General features: G+C 36.4%; 18 protein-coding genes. 12 read left to right on the top strand and 6 right to left on the bottom strand.

Features of this window, described 5'->3' with window-relative positions; all coding sequences use genetic code 11:
• Nucleotides 1–19: 19 nt before the first annotated feature.
• Together J1G40_RS00695 and J1G40_RS00690 are read right to left on the bottom strand one after the other, a co-directional pair.
• A complete protein-coding gene (locus J1G40_RS00695) occupies nucleotides 20–1,651 on the bottom strand; it encodes an aminotransferase class V-fold PLP-dependent enzyme (RefSeq protein WP_265240348.1) in 1,632 nt (543 codons plus the stop codon).
• A gap of 113 nt (nucleotides 1,652–1,764) precedes the next feature.
• Nucleotides 1,765–3,051, bottom strand: coding sequence for a Gfo/Idh/MocA family protein (locus tag J1G40_RS00690; RefSeq protein ID WP_265240347.1), 1,287 nt, complete (start codon nucleotides 3,049–3,051; stop codon nucleotides 1,765–1,767).
• A gap of 275 nt (nucleotides 3,052–3,326) precedes the next feature.
• Here J1G40_RS00690 and J1G40_RS00685 point away from each other — a divergent pair, with 275 nt between their 5' ends.
• Nucleotides 3,327–3,590, top strand: a complete 264-nt coding sequence (locus J1G40_RS00685; RefSeq protein WP_265240346.1) for a hypothetical protein — start codon at nucleotides 3,327–3,329, stop codon at nucleotides 3,588–3,590.
• 133 nt (nucleotides 3,591–3,723) lie between these two features.
• Here J1G40_RS00685 and J1G40_RS00680 read toward each other — a convergent pair whose 3' ends face one another.
• Nucleotides 3,724–4,578 carry an SDR family oxidoreductase gene (locus J1G40_RS00680; protein ID WP_265240345.1) on the bottom strand — a complete coding sequence of 285 codons (855 nt, stop codon included), beginning with the start codon at nucleotides 4,576–4,578 and terminating at the stop codon, nucleotides 3,724–3,726.
• 353 nt (nucleotides 4,579–4,931) lie between these two features.
• On the opposite strand from J1G40_RS00680, the gene J1G40_RS00675 reads away from it, so the two are divergent.
• Complete coding sequence (locus J1G40_RS00675; RefSeq protein ID WP_265240344.1) at nucleotides 4,932–5,819, top strand: hypothetical protein; 888 nt, start codon at nucleotides 4,932–4,934, stop codon at nucleotides 5,817–5,819.
• A gap of 74 nt (nucleotides 5,820–5,893) precedes the next feature.
• Here the strand turns inward: J1G40_RS00675 and J1G40_RS00670 are convergent, their stop codons facing one another.
• The 3 genes from J1G40_RS00670 to J1G40_RS00660 form a co-directional block, all read right to left on the bottom strand.
• Nucleotides 5,894–6,928, bottom strand: a complete 1,035-nt coding sequence (locus tag J1G40_RS00670; RefSeq protein ID WP_265240343.1) for a toll/interleukin-1 receptor domain-containing protein — start codon at nucleotides 6,926–6,928, stop codon at nucleotides 5,894–5,896.
• Nucleotides 6,929–6,998: 70 nt separating this feature from the next.
• Nucleotides 6,999–7,811 carry a hypothetical protein gene (locus J1G40_RS00665; protein WP_265240342.1) on the bottom strand — a complete coding sequence of 271 codons (813 nt, stop codon included), beginning with the start codon at nucleotides 7,809–7,811 and terminating at the stop codon, nucleotides 6,999–7,001.
• Nucleotides 7,812–7,814: 3 nt separating this feature from the next.
• The gene (locus J1G40_RS00660; protein WP_265240341.1) at nucleotides 7,815–9,044 is read right to left on the bottom strand and encodes a ferritin-like protein; all 1,230 of its coding nucleotides are present in this window, start codon (nucleotides 9,042–9,044) and stop codon (nucleotides 7,815–7,817) included.
• Nucleotides 9,045–9,777: 733 nt separating this feature from the next.
• Here J1G40_RS00660 and J1G40_RS00655 point away from each other — a divergent pair.
• From J1G40_RS00655 to J1G40_RS00610, 10 genes are all read left to right on the top strand, one after another.
• Nucleotides 9,778–10,200: a hypothetical protein gene (locus tag J1G40_RS00655; RefSeq protein ID WP_265240340.1), complete on the top strand. Its 423-nt coding sequence runs from the start codon at nucleotides 9,778–9,780 to the stop codon at nucleotides 10,198–10,200.
• 139 nt (nucleotides 10,201–10,339) lie between these two features.
• Complete coding sequence (locus tag J1G40_RS00650; RefSeq protein WP_265240339.1) at nucleotides 10,340–11,317, top strand: bacteriophage abortive infection AbiH family protein; 978 nt, start codon at nucleotides 10,340–10,342, stop codon at nucleotides 11,315–11,317.
• A gap of 567 nt (nucleotides 11,318–11,884) precedes the next feature.
• Nucleotides 11,885–13,165 (top strand): site-specific integrase, encoded by a 1,281-nt coding sequence (locus tag J1G40_RS00645; RefSeq protein ID WP_265240338.1) that lies wholly within the window; start codon nucleotides 11,885–11,887, stop codon nucleotides 13,163–13,165.
• 5 nt (nucleotides 13,166–13,170) lie between these two features.
• On the top strand, nucleotides 13,171–14,115 hold the full coding sequence (locus J1G40_RS00640; protein WP_265240337.1) for a hypothetical protein: 945 nt from the start codon (nucleotides 13,171–13,173) through the stop codon (nucleotides 14,113–14,115).
• 179 nt (nucleotides 14,116–14,294) lie between these two features.
• Nucleotides 14,295–14,486 carry a helix-turn-helix transcriptional regulator gene (locus tag J1G40_RS00635; RefSeq protein WP_265240336.1) on the top strand — a complete coding sequence of 64 codons (192 nt, stop codon included), beginning with the start codon at nucleotides 14,295–14,297 and terminating at the stop codon, nucleotides 14,484–14,486.
• A complete protein-coding gene (locus J1G40_RS00630; protein WP_265240335.1) occupies nucleotides 14,476–16,431 on the top strand; it encodes a VapE domain-containing protein in 1,956 nt (651 codons plus the stop codon). The genes J1G40_RS00635 and J1G40_RS00630 overlap by 11 nt, the downstream gene beginning before the upstream one ends.
• Nucleotides 16,432–16,846: 415 nt before the next feature.
• A complete protein-coding gene (locus J1G40_RS00625) occupies nucleotides 16,847–17,710 on the top strand; it encodes an AbiJ-NTD4 domain-containing protein (protein ID WP_265240334.1) in 864 nt (287 codons plus the stop codon).
• 37 nt (nucleotides 17,711–17,747) lie between these two features.
• A complete protein-coding gene (locus J1G40_RS00620) occupies nucleotides 17,748–18,155 on the top strand; it encodes a hypothetical protein (RefSeq protein WP_265240333.1) in 408 nt (135 codons plus the stop codon).
• Between the two features lie 21 nt (nucleotides 18,156–18,176).
• A complete protein-coding gene (locus tag J1G40_RS00615; protein WP_265240332.1) occupies nucleotides 18,177–19,739 on the top strand; it encodes a type I restriction-modification system subunit M in 1,563 nt (520 codons plus the stop codon).
• 17 nt (nucleotides 19,740–19,756) lie between these two features.
• Complete coding sequence (locus J1G40_RS00610) at nucleotides 19,757–20,887, top strand: restriction endonuclease subunit S (RefSeq protein ID WP_265240331.1); 1,131 nt, start codon at nucleotides 19,757–19,759, stop codon at nucleotides 20,885–20,887.
• The last annotated feature ends 30 nt before the right edge of the window (nucleotides 20,888–20,917 follow it).

Here is a 20,917-nt window from a genome sequence, read left to right as displayed (position 1 = left end):
GTATATTATTAATCCTATTTTAAGTGGCCAATGGCGGGCCTCCGGGAACCACTATTTTCTTGTGGTGCATTTTATATTCCGCTCGTTTGGCGGTGAACGTGGCAGTAAGGTATTCTCCAAGGAAAACGTCGCCAGTGAGTGTGTCTCCATCCTGGCGGGCAGAGAACCAATAACTAATACTATTTCCGGGTATCCGGTAGTTACTCCTAAGCTTTATTTCGTCTTTTTCTGCAAAGCCAGCAATTTCCTGGGTGGAAAAATCGCTTTGGTGCGATCCGCTGATCCAGTTGCCGTCTTGCTCCAGGAAAAGGTAATGGGTGCTTTTACTGGTAAAAAATTCCATCGTTACCTCCCAGTGTCCGGTCACATCAACATTTGCAGCGGCCAAATCATCAGAGATTGGTTGGCGTTTTTCTGAGAGAATTTCATACAGCCTGTTTGCTACCACCCTGGCATTGCCCGGGCGCATTTGGCTTGGTGTTATATTAATAGAGGTTTTGTCTTTATAAGATCCTGCCCCAATAGCAATCCTCGGTTTACTGCGCGCCACAATCTCTGCAATTTCCTCCCCGGTAATATGCAATTTATCCGGATCCCAGCTAAGGTTTAATCTCGGGGTTCGGTTCGAGAGGCCTTCAGGTTGGGTCACCTCAGCAGTTACCCCTTCAATTTTTGTTAGCTTTTTGGAAATCTCATCGAGCCATGAAAGCCATGTAGCCCATTCTTTTTTATGGTCTCTTGTGGTCCATGCCTCAACAGCGGCTAACATGCCGAGCATTTCTTCCTTCCCCACTTTATTGTCGCGCCCCGGACCATGATGTGGTGAACTTGCCTGCCAGGCAGACATCAGCAGGGCCTTGTCGCCCAGCAAAAGGCCGGCACATTGCGGGCCGCAAATCGCCTTGCCGCCACTATAAGCAACTACGGTAGCTCCTCGCTGTAAATGCACACATGGAATTGTCAGGTCTTCGGCGGCTGCGTCTACTAATACCGGAATGTTCTTTTCTTTGGCAATTTCGGCTATTACCTCGAGTGATAATGGCTGACCCGTATCCGAGTGCCTGCCAGAATTGACATATATCATGGCTGTCTTAGGGCCTATTGCTGATCTGAGTTCTTCCGGAGATGTTATGTCTATCATTGTTACACCAACATTACGTATCGCATGGTCGTAGACATTTCGGGAGTAACGGGGTGAGATCACTTCGGTTTTTTCCATACCCGAGAGGTTAGGAATCCGTATCAGTTTTTCAGGATTGCCCCCTGTTACACAAGCCGCAGTAACATGTTTTAACCCTGCCGCACAGCCTGCTGATACCATTCCCCAATCGGCCTTGGTCAGCTCGGCAAGCCTTTGTCCAATCCCTGAGGCCAGTTCGTCATATTGTATAAAATAACCCGAGGCATCCTCAATAGCTTTTAATACTTCCGGGCGCTCTGTTGAGCCGCCAAGAATTGTAAAAGTACCCCTGCAGTTAATTATTGGCACCACCCCAATTGCATCATAAATAGCTGCATCTCCGGGCATACTCCCTGCGGCAGATAATAGTGAATCCCTGGCAACTATATTGCCATAGACCGATTCGTTTATGAACAGACTGCCGGCCAGGGGGACGGCACCCAAATGTTTAATAATGTCCCTGCGTTTCATAATTTTAAAAGGTTAAATCAATTAATATGGCGTAGATCAATTCTTGAATATAGGAAAATGTGATAAAAAACTAACTATAGTCCCAGTTACTACATCCTATCTATTACGGCGTTCTAAATCAAATCCCAGGCCTTTCTCGCTTTACGGCTGAGCAACTTATTTGCTTTGCTATTACCGACGAATTTTTCTTTCTCAGGATTCCATTTTAATGGTTCTCCCAGCCTCCAGGAAATAAGCCCCAGATGCATGGGTAGTGTCATCTCACGGGCATATTCTAAATTGGACTCTGGCTGAGTGCGCGACTTAACAGCATCGACGAAGTTTTGTTGATGACCGGGCGAGCGGGGAATTGATATTGACACCTCGTCCAAATCGGTTACCGTTTCTCCGTTTATTGTTATTTCACGCGTTTGATAGTCACATAATAATGTTCCGTTTTCGCCTTCAAAATATGCGCCTATATGCCTGTCTTTTGCCCCAGGAACATTGGGGGGTTCAGTAGTCCAATGAAGCTTGAGGTTATCAAATTCAAAATCAACATCTATCCATCCAGGAGTGTCCGAAACCCCTTTTGCTACCTCTCCCTTGGCGCTAACAGATCGCAGGCCTTTTGGTTGCAACGACCAATATACAATATCGGCGATATGACACCAGAAATCTGCATACGTCCCTCCCGAATAATCCAAAAAGTGGCGGTATGTATTATGACATCGCTCCGGAAAGTATTCCCTTTCGGGGGCGGGCCCTTGCCACATATCCCAATTTAATGTACTGGGTACTCTTTGTCCTTTTGTCATTTGAAGTTCCGGAGAGCCTCCTTGCTTCCATAAGCGGACAGTCTTGATGTCGCCCAGGATGCCCGACTTAATTATTTCTACAACTCTGTGATAATTATCCCCGGCATGAATCTGCGTTCCCAATTGAAAAATACTATTATGCCTGTTCAGAGCAGACAACATCTTTTGTCCTTCACGAACATCATAAGACAGTGGTTTTTCGCCATAAACGTCTTTTCCTGCCTGGAAAGCCAAAGTTGCTATGGTAGCGTGCCAATGATCTGGAGTTGCACAAGTAATTGCATCAATATCCTTTCTGTCTAGAATACGCCTAAAATCTTCGTAGGCATCCACTTTCCAATCGGGCTGTAGCTTTTCCAAACTACCTATGGTCGATGTCAGATGTGCCTGATCTACATCACATAAGGCTACAATCTTTACCTCGGGCAAGTTGGCAAACCAATTCATATGATTATTACCCATTCCCCCTACACCAATATGGGCCACTCGTAAGGTGTCGCTCGGAGCAACGGCTTGCAATGACCAGGGCAAAATTGTTAGTCCTAAGGTTCCTATGCTGCTTTGTTTAAGAAATGCTCTTCTGTTTTGTTGGCGTTTTTTCATCTTATGAATTTCAATTTCAAAAATTAAGATACTAAATATCAGAGAACATTGTACACAAAGTGATTAACTGTTGTATGTTTCTCGCCCGCCGCATCATCTCGCAGCAATTCTTATTGCTAATTGTTAATTGTTTACTGCTAATTATCTACCCTTTAATACCCTCTTTCACCCTCCGCATCATCTCGCAGCCTTTTTTAATCATCCACAGGATAATCAAAAAAGATCTCGTGTTTACTAATTATTAATTTATTACCTTATAACTAAACAAAAAAATCATGCCTAAAGTAGTTTTTACACACGCGGTCAAGGATGTTGATCTTTGGATGAGCAAGCATGCCGAGCGAGTAGATTTATTCGCAGAATGGGGGTCTAATGTTGTCGGTTACGCTATAGCTGATGGAAGCAATATGGTAGCACTGACCATTGATGTTAACGACATGGACGCCATGGAGCAGTCTCTGGGAACAGCAGAAATGGACAAAGAAAAGGAAGCTCACGGGGTTACCGGGCCTATTGCGATGTTTGTAGCGCCAGAATAATTCTTAGCCCTTAGAAGAGCGGCCAGAGGATACACTTCAGATGATCTGTTATCAGGTCTTTTGACAGGCCGACTATTGTCTGAATTGAAGGGGTTTTCTGTTGCTTGATGATTGATATCATGCAACAGGCACATCATCTGGCATTAATTCCAAAATCTTGTTCCACAGACTTATACCATTCTTCGTCGTCGGCAGCATTCCAATCCACCCATTGTTCATCACTCATAGATGCACGCCAAGCAATAAACGGTTCCGCATCTGGTCCGACGGGATGTCTTAATTTCCAATCATTGTTCTCTGCAACTTCAAAAATCTTGTCGGCAACAAGTGAAGGTGGCGTTGGTGTTTTGAGCGATGCCGTAAAAAGACCGGCAAAACGTTTTGAATGTGGATAGATAGACTCGTCATTTTTAGCTATATCACTTGCCATTTGGGTGTTGATAATCCCTGGTTCTATAATAGCTACTTTAACATTAAATGGTTTTACTTCCTGTGCCAGAGCTTCACTAATGGCTTCAAGGGCATGCTTACTTGCGGCATATCCCCCCAACGGACTATTTGCAATATGACCTGCAACAGATGCCACATTTATAATACAGCCTTCTTTGTTTTTTCGCATTTGAGGTAAAACGGCTTTGGTGCAGCGCAGAACTCCCAAATAATTGGTGTTAATAATTGCTTCAAAATCATCCATTGACATTTCTTCAATAGAGCCATGACGTTCAATTCCAGCATTGTTCACAAGAACATCTAACGAACCATGTTTTTGAAAGAAGTCATCCATACATTCCTTTACAGAAGCATCAGAGTCAACATCCATTTTAGAAATCGTGATGTCCAAAGATTCGTTTTTGATTTTTTGCTTCATGTCGGAAGCTGCTTCAGGATTACGCATTGTGGCAAATACTTTGTAACCAGCACGACCGAATGTCAGCGCTGTTTCAAGACCAATGCCTTTACTTGTTCCTGTAATGAGTACTGTTTTCATATGTTTTTGTTTTTAAACTTAGTTTCAGATTTATTTACTATAAAATTAAAGTGCAGTATTGAAATTCTACTGGTCGGCTATTGGATAATGAAGGTTAACGAGTTCGTGTATGGTTTCGTTGCAACTTCACTAAGATATCAAATAGGAGCGAGACCCCACGGTTCAGAAGCGAAAGAAATTCCGAATAGGAATTTCCGAACAATGAAGTATACACCTTATGCACATTCTGATCTGAAGTCCTGTCTGGAATCATTCCCAAACAAACACTTTATGTAACATAAAGCTTGGATAATCGTCGAAAAGGAACAACCAAATCATAGCTTTAGTCAGTTAAGAATTTAAACAGTGGAAATATGATCTTAGTTCAAATATTTTTTGCCTCCCTGATAATAGGCCCTATAGTATGGGGAATAGTCAATTGGTTTAAATACAAAGGTCTTACCACTCCTAAAGTTGAAATCCACTACCCTACTATGATTAATTCTGCGGTGTTTTTTGCACTGGCATTCAATATAATTTTCTTTCTGCAAGAAGTATTTCTTGTTCTTGGTAAAAAGGCGCTTGGCCTGCAATCTTTTCTATACCATAACAATCACACCTGGATAGGAGAACACCCTATGGCTTCATTGATGCAGGGTTCGGGAGCGCTAGCCATTTTCTTGATTGGATTGATCTGTTTGGCGATTTTTAGATTTATTCGAAACTCCGGAAGTATTTGGAAACTTTTCATATTGTGGATGGCTTTTCATGGACTCATACAGTCTATTCCTCAAGTGATAATCGGGTTTTTAAGTCCAGGCACCGATGTGGGTCAGGCGCTTGTAGGATATTTAAAACTTAGTGAACCCTTGCTGATAATCCTGGCAATAGGAAGCGCCATTGCTATAGCTTTGCTTTGTATTTGGTTTAGCAAACAACTACTGGAATTTGCGCCTGTTGATGCCCTCTTAAACCATCCTAAAGTGAACCTGAAGTATATTCGGTATATCGCCGTAGGAGCAGCTATTATAGGCAGCATTCTTGTTGTGCCTTTTAGAATTCCTCCAATGGGTCAGGCAGCCACTCCTTTTATTGTCTCTGCTTTTTCAATTCCCTGGATATGGGCAGCCGCAGCTCGTAGCAGACCCATAAGACATGTTCCCAATAGAATAAATGAGAAAGTATATTGGAGCCCCTTGATAGTGCTTCTGCTGCTTTTGATTTTTTTTAGATGGGCCCTGGTACCCGGGGTGGAATTTTAAGAGTTATGCCGGTTCATCAGGCTGGGTTTATGCCGCTTTGCAGAATGGACGAGAGACTCCCTATCTCTAGATGTCTATTTTAAAGGTTTTTTACTGATTTCCAATAATAAACTATAGATTGATTTGTGATCAGACAATGTATATCTCAAAATTAGCGACAAAAGGTATGCCCATAATCCAGTTGCAATAATTATCGGTATTGGTTCTGGATTAGAGCCAGTCCCAAGATATGGGAGCATTATTGCTGCAACTAAAGCGCCTAAGCTCGCGAATATAGTTGTTATTATCCCCCATAATGGCCCTCCTGATTTACCCGCAATTATTCCCGTTCCAAAAATCGTGGCGATCGCACCAATTTGTTCAACTAATTTTACGCCTCCAGATTTTGTGAAAATAAAAGCACTTATAGATATTCCCGTAATAAGTGCAAGGTACATACCAGATTGATTGATTGTCTTGGCGGAAATTTTCAATTGTCTATTGCCAAAAAAGAGTAAAGAAATAAGAATAACTGACGTGGCAAGGGAGGCAGTTAATAGTTTCATATTATGACTTAATTCGGAGCTAATAATACCATAAATACATATATAACCAAGAATATGAAAAACTATCCAAGCTATAGTAAATTGCAACCAGCTTTTCCTTAGTCTCGAATACTCTAACAATTTTTTAAATGCTTCATCATTCTTTACTTTTATGGTTGTCTTGTATGCATTTACCATATCAAAAAGGGCCAATTCGTTTCCATTTCGAAAATCAATCCAATTTAATCTGTTAATTACCTGGCTGACGATATATTTAGGAATATCCACATTGTTCTTATAACTAGGAATTAAAATGGGTACTACTGGCTTTTCTTCTTCATTAAATTCTCTTAATACATTGCCTATTTCTTTTTCCTGGATATGTCCAATTCCATTGTTTCCAATAAAAATGAATATTCCTCCACATTCATCAATATGCTCAAAAATCCATTTATACCAATCAGCTCCCTTTGGAATATCTTCAATATCAAACCAGGTCGGTATTCCATTTAAATTTAAATTTGCATTAACCACCTTTACAAATGATTTGTCCTTACTATTATGACATAAAAAAACCTTTTTCATTATAACGTTTTTCTCTAATAAATAGCTGTAATCAAAAGAGCATAAAAACAATCATGCGGGGCAATTAATTTTAAACAAGCTTTGCAAAAGGAATACGTAGTACTCCATTGACAAATCCACATTGTGCATCCGGATCCCATGCACCCATCCAAAAATTCATGTTCCAGGGGTAATCATTATCGATCTTTATTACATTATCTATATTCTCGGCGAGAATATTTCCGGCTAGACCTCCTTTTTCAATTCGTGAATTATATGCAAGTTGCCAAAACATTCGAGCCGAAAAAAATCGTTTTGCACTTGGACTCTTTAAGAATTCTAATCTTTTGATTATGCAATATTTTTCCATTTTATCTATGGTAATTGCAAGATCATCTTGCAATGCCTTTACTCGATTGTCAATAACCTCATCAAAATTCCATATTGAAGTTTTTTCGTAAATATCAGCACTTTCTCCAAAAATAGGTTGCGACAATGTATCTCTAAACGGATAGGTCATTGATCCCTTTAGAATTGAGCGCTGAAGTTTGAATTGACCATTTCCTATACTGATAATAAATGGAGCAATAGGTTCTTCTCCATCATCCGCAATTATGGAATTAAAGCCAAAAAACTTAGGGTCAGATTCTAAATTAAATTTTGATCCTAAAATCGAATGATCATCTATTGGCTGATTATTATTGTATAGTCCTGAGACGTAAACCCCCACATTGGGAGTATGGCTTCTTTTAACTAGCGGATTATGAAACCTGATTATTCTATCCAAATCTGGCTCGTTTGGAAGCGCAAACATGTAACCGCTAATTCCACGAGGTTCATCCGATGGGTCGGGATCTGTAGCAAGCCGAACCTGAAACCAGCCTTGAAACTTTATAGAAATCATTCTTTATGGTTTAGTATAATTATCAATGTTTTGTGACATCCATTTTATTTTATTGCTCACATCTGGCATTCTTGGGTGTATATTGATCAGTCCGTCTGCTGATTTTGAATGGTCTTTCCATCTTTCATTTAATATTTGGAAACGATTTGTTTTGGTAGGGGACATTGAATATTCTCCGTATATTTCAAAGCCCGGGCCTGCGCTCCCTTTCTTATCTGTAAATGCAGGTAATTGCGTCAATATCTCGCCAAGGGGCCTGATTATAGCACTCATAGATTGCCATGAAATATTTTTAAGAAGTGTTTTTTCTGTTTGAGATTCACCTAAATGCGAGTAGTACTGGATAAGAGAGATCAACATGCTATTGTATAATGAATTAAAGAGTTCACATGCTTTCAAGGTCTGTTCATTGGTTATCAGAGATATATCCATACTTTGGTCGGAGTCACGATGTTGTCTTGTTGATGGATTACTAACTACATCTCTTGAAGGTTCAAAATTTATTTCTTTTAGCCTCTTTTTAATATCAAGAAATCTTCCGTAATGTGAGTTTTTAATTGAATCTGGATCACTAGCTGACCCTTCACCCTCTTCTACAATATTGGCAATTGCCTGTTCGACATCTTTTAATGTCCTTATAGGCTTTAAAATTCTCTCAGACATAGCCTTAGGCCGTTCTAAACCCCAACCATCCTGATCTTGCATCGTGGGATCACCTATTAAAATATTGGGTATTTTCTTAAACGCCTCCAGTATTTTATTATATAGCTCACCAACTTTGTTGTATCGCAATGGATCGGGGGCAAAACCAAGTGTTCTGATGCCAAATGATTTATCAATTCCTTGTGGAAGTTCAAAGATTGTAAACCTTTTAACGGTTTTTAAATTAAACCTAGTAAGTTCAAAAGGAGCATCCAAACCATAAAAATAATCCGTTCGTTTAGGGAAATTTGATCTTAATATTCTGGGGCCCGATCCAATAGCAGAGAGTAAATTACAAACAGATCCAAAATGAATCATTTCTTCCCTGGCTACCTGAAGAATTGTTCTCTTCCAATCATTTACCTCCTCAAGTTCCAGTGGGTTCAAACCTTCATCAACAGATTGTTTTAATGTAAATGATGCAAACAAATACTGTATTAACAAAGAGTGTTCTATCTCTGCGGCCTCATTAAGGGCAAGTATCAATTCTTCTCTGGTATCAATTTTGGGTTTAGCGTCGTTTCTAATCATCAAAATGGCTATTTAAATATATCTGGAATTTTAGTAGTTAAACACTGATAACTAATATAGGTAAATACATTATAAAATGAAATGTTGTAGATTAAAAGCAAGCAACTTCATATCGGATATTCAAAACTTGTTTTACAATCTTAAGTGCAGCTAATAAAATATATACTTAGATAAGGATTCTACTACTTAGTTACGGATTTTACTAGTGGTGACACCTGGGTTAGCACGCTTCGCTCATGGACCAGAGAAGTACCGCTCCTGCAAATAGGGCCGTACGGTGGAAGATTGTCCGGTGGACTTAGAAAACAATTTATCAGCTATTTGATAATTGTTTATTGAAGGAAGCCTGGGTTAGTTCGCTATACTCATGGACCAGAGGTCATCTGTGGGTCAAATGAATATTTTAAGACCAAAACATAGTCCAAATACAAACCACAGAATTATTAAGGTTTTTGTTTAATCAATTATAAGACAGATTTATTAGATTTAGCTTTTCTATGAATATCCCCCCTAATCATTTTTATATAATTGTATAAATGTCTCTAAAAGTAGATGCAAGAAAAGGTTCGGTAAAGTCTCAGGCTTTTGAAAGTGTAAATGTCAGGTCAAATAGGAAAACAAGGATCACTGATCCTAGACCTTTGAGTTGTGCTTTAGACACTGAGAATTGAATGATCTATAGTAATTAATATTTTAACCATTTATAATTCAACTTTTTTTAAAACCAACTATTATGGAAAGACAGTTCAATATCTCAATTTTTATTTTGTTTTTGGTGTGCACTGCCTCCGGATTCAGTCAATCAGGTGACATTTATACCGCAACCAAAATAGATAAGGTTGAAACTTATTTTTATTCGCCATATAGAAGCCAGTTAAAGCAAACTAAAGCTAGATTAGAGGTTCAAGGTTCTGATCCAATAGCAGAAAAGAAATACACTTTTTCTTTAAATTTTTACGAAGACCTCTCCACTGCTGGGCGAAATAATATAAGGGATGCCGGTAATAGAATTATAATAATGCTGCATTATCCAATAAAGGATTTTAATTACTATGACAGAATGTTAAATGAAGTTGATAGATCTCAATTAAACGTCACTTATGAGGTAAATGAAGCTGCTTGGGTTGATCATTTTAGGATTAAAAGGACAAAATAGATTAAAGATTTCGGTGTTTATATTCAAACTTTTTTTGCAAGGTTTTGAACATGAATTGAATCTTTGGTGGTATAGTAAACGGCTTTTATGAAATCTAACAGAATGAAAACTCAATGGTTTAAAACTCCAAATATCTACAATGAATAAACTTATCATCTTAGGAAACGGATTTGATCTTTCACATGGATTAAATACTTCCTATTCGCACTTTATAGAATATTTAATCAATGAATCAATTCAATATAATGATGATATTAGAAGAGATTTGATCGATGTTGGTTTCCTCATGAGTGAAAATCAATCCTTTGAATTTATTAAGGAAAATTATATCAGATTGGCAACTTTTCCGCCTAGTCCGACAAGATCTGGCAGAATAATTCCCAAAAATAAACTGTTTCATATGATTTTGAAAAAATTCTTTGAGGCTGACTGGGTAGATATTGAAGGTTATTATTTTAAAGTTCTTACAGAAACTGAAGAAAACCAAATAGACCAATTAAATATAGATTTTGAAATTATTAAAAAATATCTTTTACATTATTTAAAAAATCGGATTGCTACTGCTAACTTGAAATTAATTCCAGATTACTTTGACATATTTAACGAGAATAATCCATCTCGAACACTTTTTTTAAACTTTAATTACACTGAAACTATTAAACAATATTTAAAGACATTGTCACTGCCAAAAATAGATCTCATCAATATACATGGGAATCTTTTAAATATTGAAAATCCCATGGTGTTTGGTTGTGGTGATGATACAGATCCCGAATACATTAGGCTCATTGATAAAAATAATAACTCTTATTTAAGGAACCTCAAGCGGCAGCAATATAATCTGGCTTCTTCTTATGCTAAACTTTTAGAATTTTTAAATTCAGTGGGAGAATTTGAAGTATACACATTAGGACATTCTCTTGGGCTTACTGATAAGACATTACTAAGTGAAATTCTAAATGATAATGGCTTAAAAAGATTAAAATTATTCTACTATAAAGATAGGGATGGATATAGAAATTTGAATAACAATATTCGTAGAATTGTAACGAATGATGTATTTAACAATAAAATTCTAAGCTTCCCAAATTCAATTCCAATTCCCCAAAGCACATAGAAAATTAACGACTCTAAACGAATTTGTTGAGCACCAACATACCGCAATAGCAGTATAATTCTTGGACAACAATTAGTTATTCAAGAGATTGCGATAAATTATGTTCAGAACAATTTACATTACAAATATCGTACAATTATTAACAACCATGAATCGCAACTTTCTATAATCAAGAGAGTTACGATTTCTATCTGTGGTCCCACCTGGGTTGCTTCCTCCTAGGTCGGAAGCGACCAGAGAGCCGAACGGTGGCAGAAGGTCCGGTGGACCTTCTGCAGTGAGGAGCCAGATGATGCGTTGGCTTTTACATTTCCAATTCGAAAAATCATGCAAGCATGTTTTTCTTTCAGGAACTAAAAAAACCCACGCCGTTTGGCGTGGGTTTTCTGCTTGATGTGGTCCCACCTGTACCACTTCATATTTAATTGCAAATTACCACACTTAATTTATATTTACTCTTAAGCCTTATATTATCTGGTATTTGTGAAAGTTTATAGTAAAGCACAATTAATATATGTTTATATTCGTTAAGTATTATTTACACCCTAATTAACACCCTATAGACATATGAGTGTAATAGAACGGACAAAAGGCACAATCAGATTTGCTTTTAAAGAGTCATTAAAGTCACTATCCAAAACTCCTAATCAATCTTCACTTATCTATTTGCATTTCTCTTATGGTAAAAAGAGGTTCAAATACTCGACTGGCTATAGTTGTAGTTTTAATGATTGGGATTTACAAAAGCAACGGGTAAGGAACAAAGCACATATTCTTAATAGAGGAGAAATCAATGATTATTTAAACAGACTTGAATCAGAGTTAAAAAAAGAACTCACAAGGTTGGACTCACTTGGCATTCCAATAACCATTGAAGGTCTAAAATCAAAACTAGACCAAATTACTAGCAAGTCAGAATCTAAAGAAGATGATGGAACTGTAGCCTTTTACCAGTATTATGATGTTTTTTTAAAGAGAAATGAGAATAGATTGAAACCAATTACCTTAAGGTCGTATAGACAAACAAGGCGTTTGTTAAAAGAATTTAATACGAAATTGAATTTTGATGATTTCGATTATGACTTTTATGATGACTTTGTTCAGTTTCTGCAGGAGGATGGAAAAAAGGCTAATACCGTTGGAAAACATATAAAGAACCTCAAAGCGGTTTTGAGAAGTGCTACAAATGATGGGCATAATCAAAATCTAATATTTACTTCTAGGCATTTCAAGGTTATCTCTGAATTAACCACAGCCATTTACTTAAATGAAGATGAACTAGAAAAAATCAGAACTCTTGACCTTTCAGGGTTTCCAAATTGGGATAGAGCAAGGGATATTTTTATAATCGGCTGTTATACAGGACAGAGAGTAAGTGATTATAATGGATTAACTGATAATAATTTTCATGAAAGTGAGGGTATTAGATTCTTTAGAATACACCAACAAAAGACAGGTAAAGAAGTGTTCTGTCCAATCACAAAAGAGATTGACTACATTATTAATAAAACGGTGAACAATGGACTACCTCCGAAAAAGATGAATGAACAAGATATAAATGAGTTTATTAAAGAAGTAGGTCGAAAGGCAAGCATTGATGAAATTATTACAACGAAATTTACAAAAGGAGGTAAATTAGTAAGCAAAAATCTCCCAAAATACCAACTTATTGCAACTCATACTGCAAGAAGGTCATTTTGTACCAATATGTACAAAAAGGGGATGTCAACTTATGAGATAATGCATTTTTCTGGACATAGTACAGAGAAAGAGTTTTACAAGTATATTAGAATTGAGAAAGAACAAAGAGCGGTTAACATTGCTAAAAGCGGATACTTCAACCTTTAACCAATATGAGCATTAATTATAAAGACCCTTATTTCCCCAAACTTAAAGGGGAATATAAAAAAGATGAGGAAATCCTATTAAAACAGATAGGGCAATTGCCTGTAATGAAATTCTTCGAAGGGTGGCTTAATTATACATTCAAAAAGATTGATAACGAAGGAACTATAAAATTTAAGGAAGATGAAGGTTCTGGGTTTATAGAAAACAAACTGATTCTTTCAGAGGACAGAAGACAGTTTATTTCTAAGAATTATCTATGGAATGGGATTGAGGCAGAATTTGATGATATAAAACATTTCCTGCCATTGTTCCACATGAGATACAAAAGTCAGCACTCGTTTGGTATGGCAAAAACCTATTCTAAATGTTTTCTATTTCTAAGGGGGGTTCTGGATACGAAAAACTTAAATAAACTTAGTATTGAGACGAGTGGTTTAAAACTGGATTTGCTTAAATCTAATTCAACTAGGAAACTTGATGAACTTAATCAGCATATTTTGAATTTACTAGACGACCTTAATTCCAGCTATAAAGACTATGAAGTAGACTTACTTGCTGAACATGAAGAATCTAAAAAGAGTCAGCCAAAGTATCTTCAAACTTATAATTTGATAAATAAAGAGAAGTTCAATAAGAATTTTGAAGAAATCTATTCCAAATTAGTTCCTATATATTTCAATGAGTCTACAACTAGAGAAGATGTTAAATTAATCTTTTCGGGAGGTATAAAGTCGATTATTGATTCTATAAGATGGATGCAAAACCCTAACCAATTACATTATTTTATCAAACATCTTAACGATAGAGACAAAATTTCCAATGGGCGATTTTATAAGATAGCAGAACAACTCTTTGTTGACCGAAATGGAAATAGATTTAAGAACCTAAAGAATAACAATTCAAAACCTGAACAATCCTATAAAATCCATTTCCTTGTGGACTTATTTTAAATACGGCTACACCTACCTACCCCTTTTTTCATCACTTCTTTAAGGCTCATTCTGACTAGCTACCCCTTACTACTTAGAACGCTCTATATCAGCGTTTTGCAAAACGAATCCATGTGTATTGGACTTAACTTTGTACTCAAGTTCACCAAAAAGGTGTGCGGTTAACTAAAATTATAAATATGAAAAAGTTCTTATGTAGAAAAGAAGTAGCAGAAATGCTCGGCATTTCACTCGTAACACTTCACAATCACAACAAAAGGGGGATTTTAAAACCATCCCATAAAATTGGGAGAAAACCACTTTATCTCTTAGAGGATGTTCTTGCACAAATTGAATTGTCTAACCCTAAAAACCTACGTTATGCAAGCTAAAAGAACAATAAGTTATTTCGAAGGATTTAGTAAACCGAAATGTGAAATGGATTTATCGGATGTCTTATCAGGAATAAAGAAAGGTACTTTTCAAAAAGAAGTATTGCTAGAAATTAGAGACCAAAAAAAGAGAGGTGAAGACTATAGCCAGTTGAAGAGGGGTTTGACAGGTTTTACTCCCTGTGGAACATTCAACGTATCTCGAAAAGAAGGAAATCTAAAAGAATATTCAAGTCTTGTTGTACTAGATTTAGACAACTTAGGAGTAAGAAAGTTGCCACAGATTAAACAACAAGTAATTCATGACCCTCATACGTTAGCTGTGTTTGTGTCTCCCTCTGGCGCAGGACTTAAAATCCTAGTACAGGTCGATTCAGATATAGACTTACATGCTGTAGCTTTTAAACAGGTTGCCGAATATTATGAATCTCTCTTGAATTTAGAAGTAGATAAAAGCGGCAAAGATGTGAGTAGGTTGTGCTTTGTATCGTATGACCCTGAACTATACCATAATCCAAATTCAAAGGCTTTCCAAATTGTTGATTTAATTGAAGAGCAATTTTCAAAGGCTCTTGCTCTTACTAATAAGTCTTATCAATTCGTTGAGGGGCAGAGAAACAATTTTGTTTTTTCACTTGGGCGTAACTGTAATAGGCTAGGGATACCCATAAAATCAGCATCTAAGTTGATAATGGGTAAATATGCTTATGATAAGTTTGAGGTCTCAAAGTCTATAGAAAGTGCATATTCTAGGGTTTTAGCACCCTTAAAAGATTCGTTTAAGGAAACAGACCCCATAGAAACTTATTTATTATCAAAATATGAATTTCGATTTAATATTGTCAGAGGTACAGTTGAATACAAAAAACTAGGTCAAACTCATTTCTTGATGTTAACAGATAGAATGGTCAACTCATTGGTTAGAGAGTTGAAACTTGAAGGTCACAATATTCATAAGAATAAATTGGTCGACCTCCTTCAATCTGACTTTTCGCCTGAATTTCATCCAATGGTGGAGTACCTAACTGAACTGCCCGTGTGGGATGGGGAAACAGATTATATAGCCGACTTGGCTAAAAGAGTCAGTACCGATGACAATGAGTTCTTTACAGATGCTTTCAAAAGATGGTTTGTAGCAATGGTGGCTTGTGCTATTGATTCTCATATAGTCAACCAATCGGCATTGATATTTTCGGGAGGACAAGGTATTGGTAAGTCTACCTTTATTAGGAATCTATTGCCGAAACAGTTACAGCAATATCAGTATTCTGGAATGATTGACCCAAAAAGTAAAGATTCGCTTATTCATTTAGCTGAATGCTTTATTATCGATTTAGATGAACTTTCAAATCTTACTAGAAAGAGCAATAACGAAATGAAAGAAATGATTACCAAAGGAAAGGTTAAAGTTAGGAGACCATATGGGAGGATGGTTGAAGATTTACCTAGAAACGCATCATTTATTGGCTCTGTTAATGAAGACCAGTTCTTGACGGACACTACTGGTAATAGAAGATATTTATGTTTTAGAGTTGAGAAAATAGACTATACAAGTCCAGTAAATCATCAAGGGGTATTTTCACAAGCCTATAAGTTATTGACATCTGGTTTCAAGTACTACTTTGACCAAGATGATAACAAACAGCTTACTGAAAGGAATGAGAAATTCAGGCAAAAAAGTCTTATCGAAGATTTAATTGATAATTATAAACCTGCGAATAATACTGATGATGCGCAATTATACTTAAGTGCAGGTGAATTTCTTAATCATCTTAGTGACGAGTTCAAAGTACCAATAGATGAACGAAACAATGTTAAGTTAGGTAAACTTCTTTCTCAACGTGGTTACAAGAAACGAAAAAGAGGTGGTAGGTATGTTTATGCAATTGATAATCAATCCAACGATGACAATGATGAGCAAGTGTTTTTAAAGTTATCAGCTTAATATAGGGGAGGGGGTAGTAGTTTCCAAAGACTTTTAAAATATATATTTAATTAAGTATAAGTATATAAGTGAAAGTTCCAAATGTTACCTATCCCCCCCCTTTCCTTTTAAAAAGCTATCAAGGAAAGAAAATGGTTAGTTATTTGGAGAGTTTAGGTTAGATATGTAATACAAAAGACCTCCCTTAACAGACTACCCGTTTTTGCTCCTTGCATAAAGTAGCTTAACTCCACAATAGTAGTATCTTAGGAAGGATATTCAGTTTGTACATTCCCATACTTGAGAACAACTCTAATTACTTTTAAAAACTACTTAAAAGACAGCCTAAATTGCTGTCTTTTTTATTTTACCATTACGAGACATTTTATTAACATCCTTTTATATCTATATTTATTTCTTGTAAGAAATAATGCACATGAATTTTTCACAAAGAATAGGTGTTACAGAAATATCAAAACCAATGCAGGTTGAATCTATTGATGAAGACCTTTCTAATGGTTTATGGAATGTAATTAAGATTCAAATTCTAGACCGTAAAGGAGAGTATAAAAACCACTATAAAATTTCAGAATTTGATGAATTTGCAAGGAATTTATGGCACGAGTTTTACAAAAAACCAGTTGATGAAATTGAATACTTTGAACCATATGATATAAAGGGGAAAATAAAAAAAATATATTTTGCGAGTGAGTGGTTTGAAAAATATGATTTCGTTGAGTTCTGTCTTAATACACTCTTTGAAAAGACTGAAATCTTCTTATTTTCAAGAGAAATCAATAAGGTTTTAGAGAAGGAATATGCTGGATACAGAATAGTAAAGGATGAATTGATTCGAATTTCCAATGATTTAGAATTGACTTCAATTCAGGAAACGATGAAATTAACTAAAGATTATACTTCTTTAAATGGTGCAAATATTCACTTAACAAAGGCTTTAAGTTTGTTGTCTGACAGAAATAAACCAGACTATAGAAATTCTATAAAGGAGTCAATATCAGCTGTAGAGGCTACTTGTAAATCTTTAACTGGAATCAGTACATTAGGCAAGGCTTTATCGAAAATGAATAAGTATGGAATACATATAAATAGTCAACTAAAATCTGGTTTCGAGAAGATTTATGCTTATAGCAATCAAGGCGAGACTGGTATTAGGCATGGGATTGATACCGATTATATCGAAAGTGAATTTAGTGATGCACAGTTCATGCTTGTATCTTGTAGTGCGTTTATTAATTATTTGGTTTTAAAATCAAAAAAAAGCGAAGAACTGAAAACTTAGTAGAATATCTTATTAAAGTATCAAAAACCATTTTACAATGACCTTAAAAGGATATTACCTAAAAGATTTATTAGAATACAAGGATTGCGAAATATTTTGCGAACGAGGTAACATATACAGAGTTTCGGTTATTGAATCTTCCCCATTAGTTACAATGTCCGTTCAGCCATATAATAAATCTGAATTTACCTTTGAAAAGTTACCATCCAAAAATCATGGAATAATTCCTTATGGTTGTAACTATAGTCTAGAGTATTTATCTTCTAGCAAACAACAATCTACTATATTTTTTAAGTTAAATTATCTGGCAGCTATAAGAACTAGATGGGTATTAAGGAAATATCTAATCCAGTCAAAAGAAATGAAAACCGATGTGTTGAAATATGTAATAGGACTGATTATTGGTTTTATTTTTGCTTTAATCACTCAAAGATTTTTAAATTAACCCAACAGGAAGACATATTTAATGACTCAAAACAAACTAAACCTATCCACACTAGAATCATGGCTGTGGGATTCAGCAAACATATTAAGAGGAAGTATCGATTCTTCTGATTTCAAAAACTACATTTTTGGATTACTGTTCTTAAAGCGTTCCAATGATGTTTTTGAAGAAGAGGTTGAAAACATTATGCAGCGTGATGGTGTTTCCAGAGCAGATGCAGAAGACGAAACCTATTTTCAGTTACCAGAGGAATCTCGTTGGGAGAACATAAAGAAACAAACCGAGAACATTGGTATTGCATTGGACAAAGCCTTTGCTGCCATAGAGCGCGAAAACACTTCTTTAGAGGGGGTCATGACAGCCACAAAGTTTGGAGACAAAGAGAAGCTGTCAGATGAGTTATTACAGCGTTTGTTGCGACACTTTAACCAACATTCATTGCGCAATGACCACCTAGAATCTAACGACCTCTTAGGGGATGCCTATGAGTATTTGATTAAAATGTTTGCCGATGATGCAGGTAAGAAAGGTGGTGAATTTTATACACCAAGAGGTGTAGTTCAATTAATAGTACAGCTGATTAAACCAGAACCTAAACAAAAAGTATATGACCCAACTTGTGGCTCTGGCGGTATGTTGATTGAATCTGCCAGATACATTGCACAGCAACCTAACGGTAAGGTTGGGAACAACGTTAATGTTTCCCTGTTTGGGCAAGAAAAGAACTTGGGTACTTGGGCAATAGGTAAACTGAACATGCTACTCCATAACTTTATGGATGCCGATATTAGAAAAGGTGACACCCTTACTACTCCACAGCATAAGAATGACAATAACGAACTGACCCTTTTTGACAGGGTAATTGCCAACCCACCCTTTTCACAAGATGGGTGGTGGACACCAGCCGAAAACTCTATTGAAGTGAAACTGGACAAGAACGGTAAAGAGAAGAAAGTATCACCTAACTATAACAAGGTAGTGAGCGACCCATACGGACGTTTTCAATATGGGATACCACCAAGAGGATATGCCGATTTAGCCTTTTTACAGCATATGATTGCTGTGCTTAAACAAGATGGTAAAGCTGGTGTGGTCTTGCCACATGGTACGCTGTTCAGAAGTGGCACAGAAGGTAAGATTAGGAAAGCCTTATTGGAAGCCGATTTGGTTGAAGGCATAGTTGGTCTGCCAAGTGCCTTATTTTACAATACTGGAATACCAGCTTCTATTTGGATAATCAACAAAGACAAAACCAAAGCACAGAAGGGTAAGGTAACCATCATTAATGCTAGTAGCGATTTTAAGGATGGCAAAAACCAAAATGAATTGCTGGAAGAACATGTTAGTAAAATTGTTACTGCTTACGATGGTGCTATAGATGTGGATAAATACATGCGCATTGTAGATGTTAAAGAAATAGCCGAAAACGATTACAACCTCAACATTTCACGTTTTATTGATACCAGCGAACCCGAACCAGAGGTGGATATTAAAGAAGTTCACCAAAAGTTAGCTGTATTGGAAGTAAAAGAGGCTGATATTAATAAAAAATTAGCTGGGTTTTTAAAGGAGTTAGGTATATGATAGCTAACTGGGTAATAATGAATCTTGGAGATATAGCCGATATTAAAAGAGGTCTTGCCTCGCAGCATTTGAATTATGTTGAAAATTCAGATGAAGGCATTAGATTAATAAGAATAAATGATTTTAAATCAAATTCCCCGAAATTCATTGAAGAGACAGAAGAAACAAAAAAGTTAACTGTAAGAAAAGGTGATTTGCTAATGGCTGGTACTGGTGCAACAGCTGGAATTTCTTTTTTGGTAAAAGAATTATGGGATGGGTTGCCATTTTCTTACAATGCTCCTAGAATTCGAGTTAAAGAAGGAAATGATTCAAAGTATATTTATTATGTGTTGAACAGCGATAAAATCAAAAAGCAGCAGAATAAGCTATTTACTGGTAATGCTCAACCATTTCTAGATACAAGAGCAATGGCTAGTTTTAAGATTCCAGTCCCACCCCTACCAGAACAACAAAAAATAGCTGAAATACTAAGCACAGTAGATGCCAAAATTGAGGTCATAGACCAACAGATTACCGAAACCCAAGAACTCAAAAAAGGCTTAATGCAACGTTTATTGACCAAAGGCATTGGGCATACCGAGTTTAAAGATTCTCCTTTGGGTAAGATTCCTAAGAGTTGGGAGGTTGTGAAAATTGGAGATGTTCTAACACTAGGAGGAGGTAAAGATTATAAACATCTAAGTGAAGGGAACATACCCGTTTACGGTACTGGGGGTGTAATGACATATGTAGATGAGTATTTATATGATGGCGAGAGTGTTGGAATTGGCAGAAAAGGAACTATTGACAAACCTGTTTTTCTAAATGGAAAATTCTGGACAGTTGATACTCTTTTTTACACTCATTCATTTGTCGGTGTTATCCCTTTTTATGTTTATGTTGTATTTCAGTCCATTAATTGGAGAAAACATAGCGAGGCAACAGGCGTTCCAAGCTTATCAAGGTCAATAATAGACCCTATAAGAATCCCATTACCATCATTGACAGAACAAAACAAAATAGTTGATATATTTCAATCGATAGATGAAAAACTAGAGGTTTTATTAGAAAAGAAAACCAACTACCAAGAATTAAAACAAGGCTTAATGCAACAGTTATTAACAGGTAAGGTTCGAGTGCAACTTAATAATACTATTATTGTATAAGTCAAACAATGGAAAACATAATAAAGGGAG

It is taken from the genome of Muriicola sp. Z0-33 (assembly GCF_026126425.1).
In the GTDB taxonomy this organism is placed as follows: Bacteria; Bacteroidota; Bacteroidia; order Flavobacteriales; family Flavobacteriaceae; genus JAFMPW01.
This window is presented reverse-complemented; position numbering and strand designations above follow the sequence as displayed.

What these genes read in the sequence shown, in the direction of transcription:
- J1G40_RS00630 (WP_265240335.1), top strand. Translation starts at nt 14,476, where the DNA reads ATGCAAGCTAAAAGAACAATAAGTTATTTCGAAGGATTTAGTAAACCG.
- J1G40_RS00655 (WP_265240340.1), top strand. Translation starts at nt 9,778, where the DNA reads ATGGAAAGACAGTTCAATATCTCAATTTTTATTTTGTTTTTGGTGTGC.
- J1G40_RS00670 (WP_265240343.1), bottom strand. Translation starts at nt 6,928, where the DNA reads ATGAAAAAGGTTTTTTTATGTCATAATAGTAAGGACAAATCATTTGTA.
- J1G40_RS00660 (WP_265240341.1), bottom strand. Translation starts at nt 9,044, where the DNA reads ATGATTAGAAACGACGCTAAACCCAAAATTGATACCAGAGAAGAATTG.
- J1G40_RS00685 (WP_265240346.1), top strand. Translation starts at nt 3,327, where the DNA reads ATGCCTAAAGTAGTTTTTACACACGCGGTCAAGGATGTTGATCTTTGG.
- J1G40_RS00625 (WP_265240334.1), top strand. Translation starts at nt 16,847, where the DNA reads ATGAATTTTTCACAAAGAATAGGTGTTACAGAAATATCAAAACCAATG.
- J1G40_RS00675 (WP_265240344.1), top strand. Translation starts at nt 4,932, where the DNA reads ATGATCTTAGTTCAAATATTTTTTGCCTCCCTGATAATAGGCCCTATA.
- J1G40_RS00695 (WP_265240348.1), bottom strand. Translation starts at nt 1,651, where the DNA reads ATGAAACGCAGGGACATTATTAAACATTTGGGTGCCGTCCCCCTGGCC.
- J1G40_RS00635 (WP_265240336.1), top strand. Translation starts at nt 14,295, where the DNA reads ATGAAAAAGTTCTTATGTAGAAAAGAAGTAGCAGAAATGCTCGGCATT.
- J1G40_RS00650 (WP_265240339.1), top strand. Translation starts at nt 10,340, where the DNA reads ATGAATAAACTTATCATCTTAGGAAACGGATTTGATCTTTCACATGGA.
- J1G40_RS00690 (WP_265240347.1), bottom strand. Translation starts at nt 3,051, where the DNA reads ATGAAAAAACGCCAACAAAACAGAAGAGCATTTCTTAAACAAAGCAGC.
- J1G40_RS00615 (WP_265240332.1), top strand. Translation starts at nt 18,177, where the DNA reads ATGACTCAAAACAAACTAAACCTATCCACACTAGAATCATGGCTGTGG.
- J1G40_RS00680 (WP_265240345.1), bottom strand. Translation starts at nt 4,578, where the DNA reads ATGAAAACAGTACTCATTACAGGAACAAGTAAAGGCATTGGTCTTGAA.
- J1G40_RS00620 (WP_265240333.1), top strand. Translation starts at nt 17,748, where the DNA reads ATGACCTTAAAAGGATATTACCTAAAAGATTTATTAGAATACAAGGAT.
- J1G40_RS00640 (WP_265240337.1), top strand. Translation starts at nt 13,171, where the DNA reads ATGAGCATTAATTATAAAGACCCTTATTTCCCCAAACTTAAAGGGGAA.
- J1G40_RS00645 (WP_265240338.1), top strand. Translation starts at nt 11,885, where the DNA reads ATGAGTGTAATAGAACGGACAAAAGGCACAATCAGATTTGCTTTTAAA.
- J1G40_RS00610 (WP_265240331.1), top strand. Translation starts at nt 19,757, where the DNA reads ATGAATCTTGGAGATATAGCCGATATTAAAAGAGGTCTTGCCTCGCAG.
- J1G40_RS00665 (WP_265240342.1), bottom strand. Translation starts at nt 7,811, where the DNA reads ATGATTTCTATAAAGTTTCAAGGCTGGTTTCAGGTTCGGCTTGCTACA.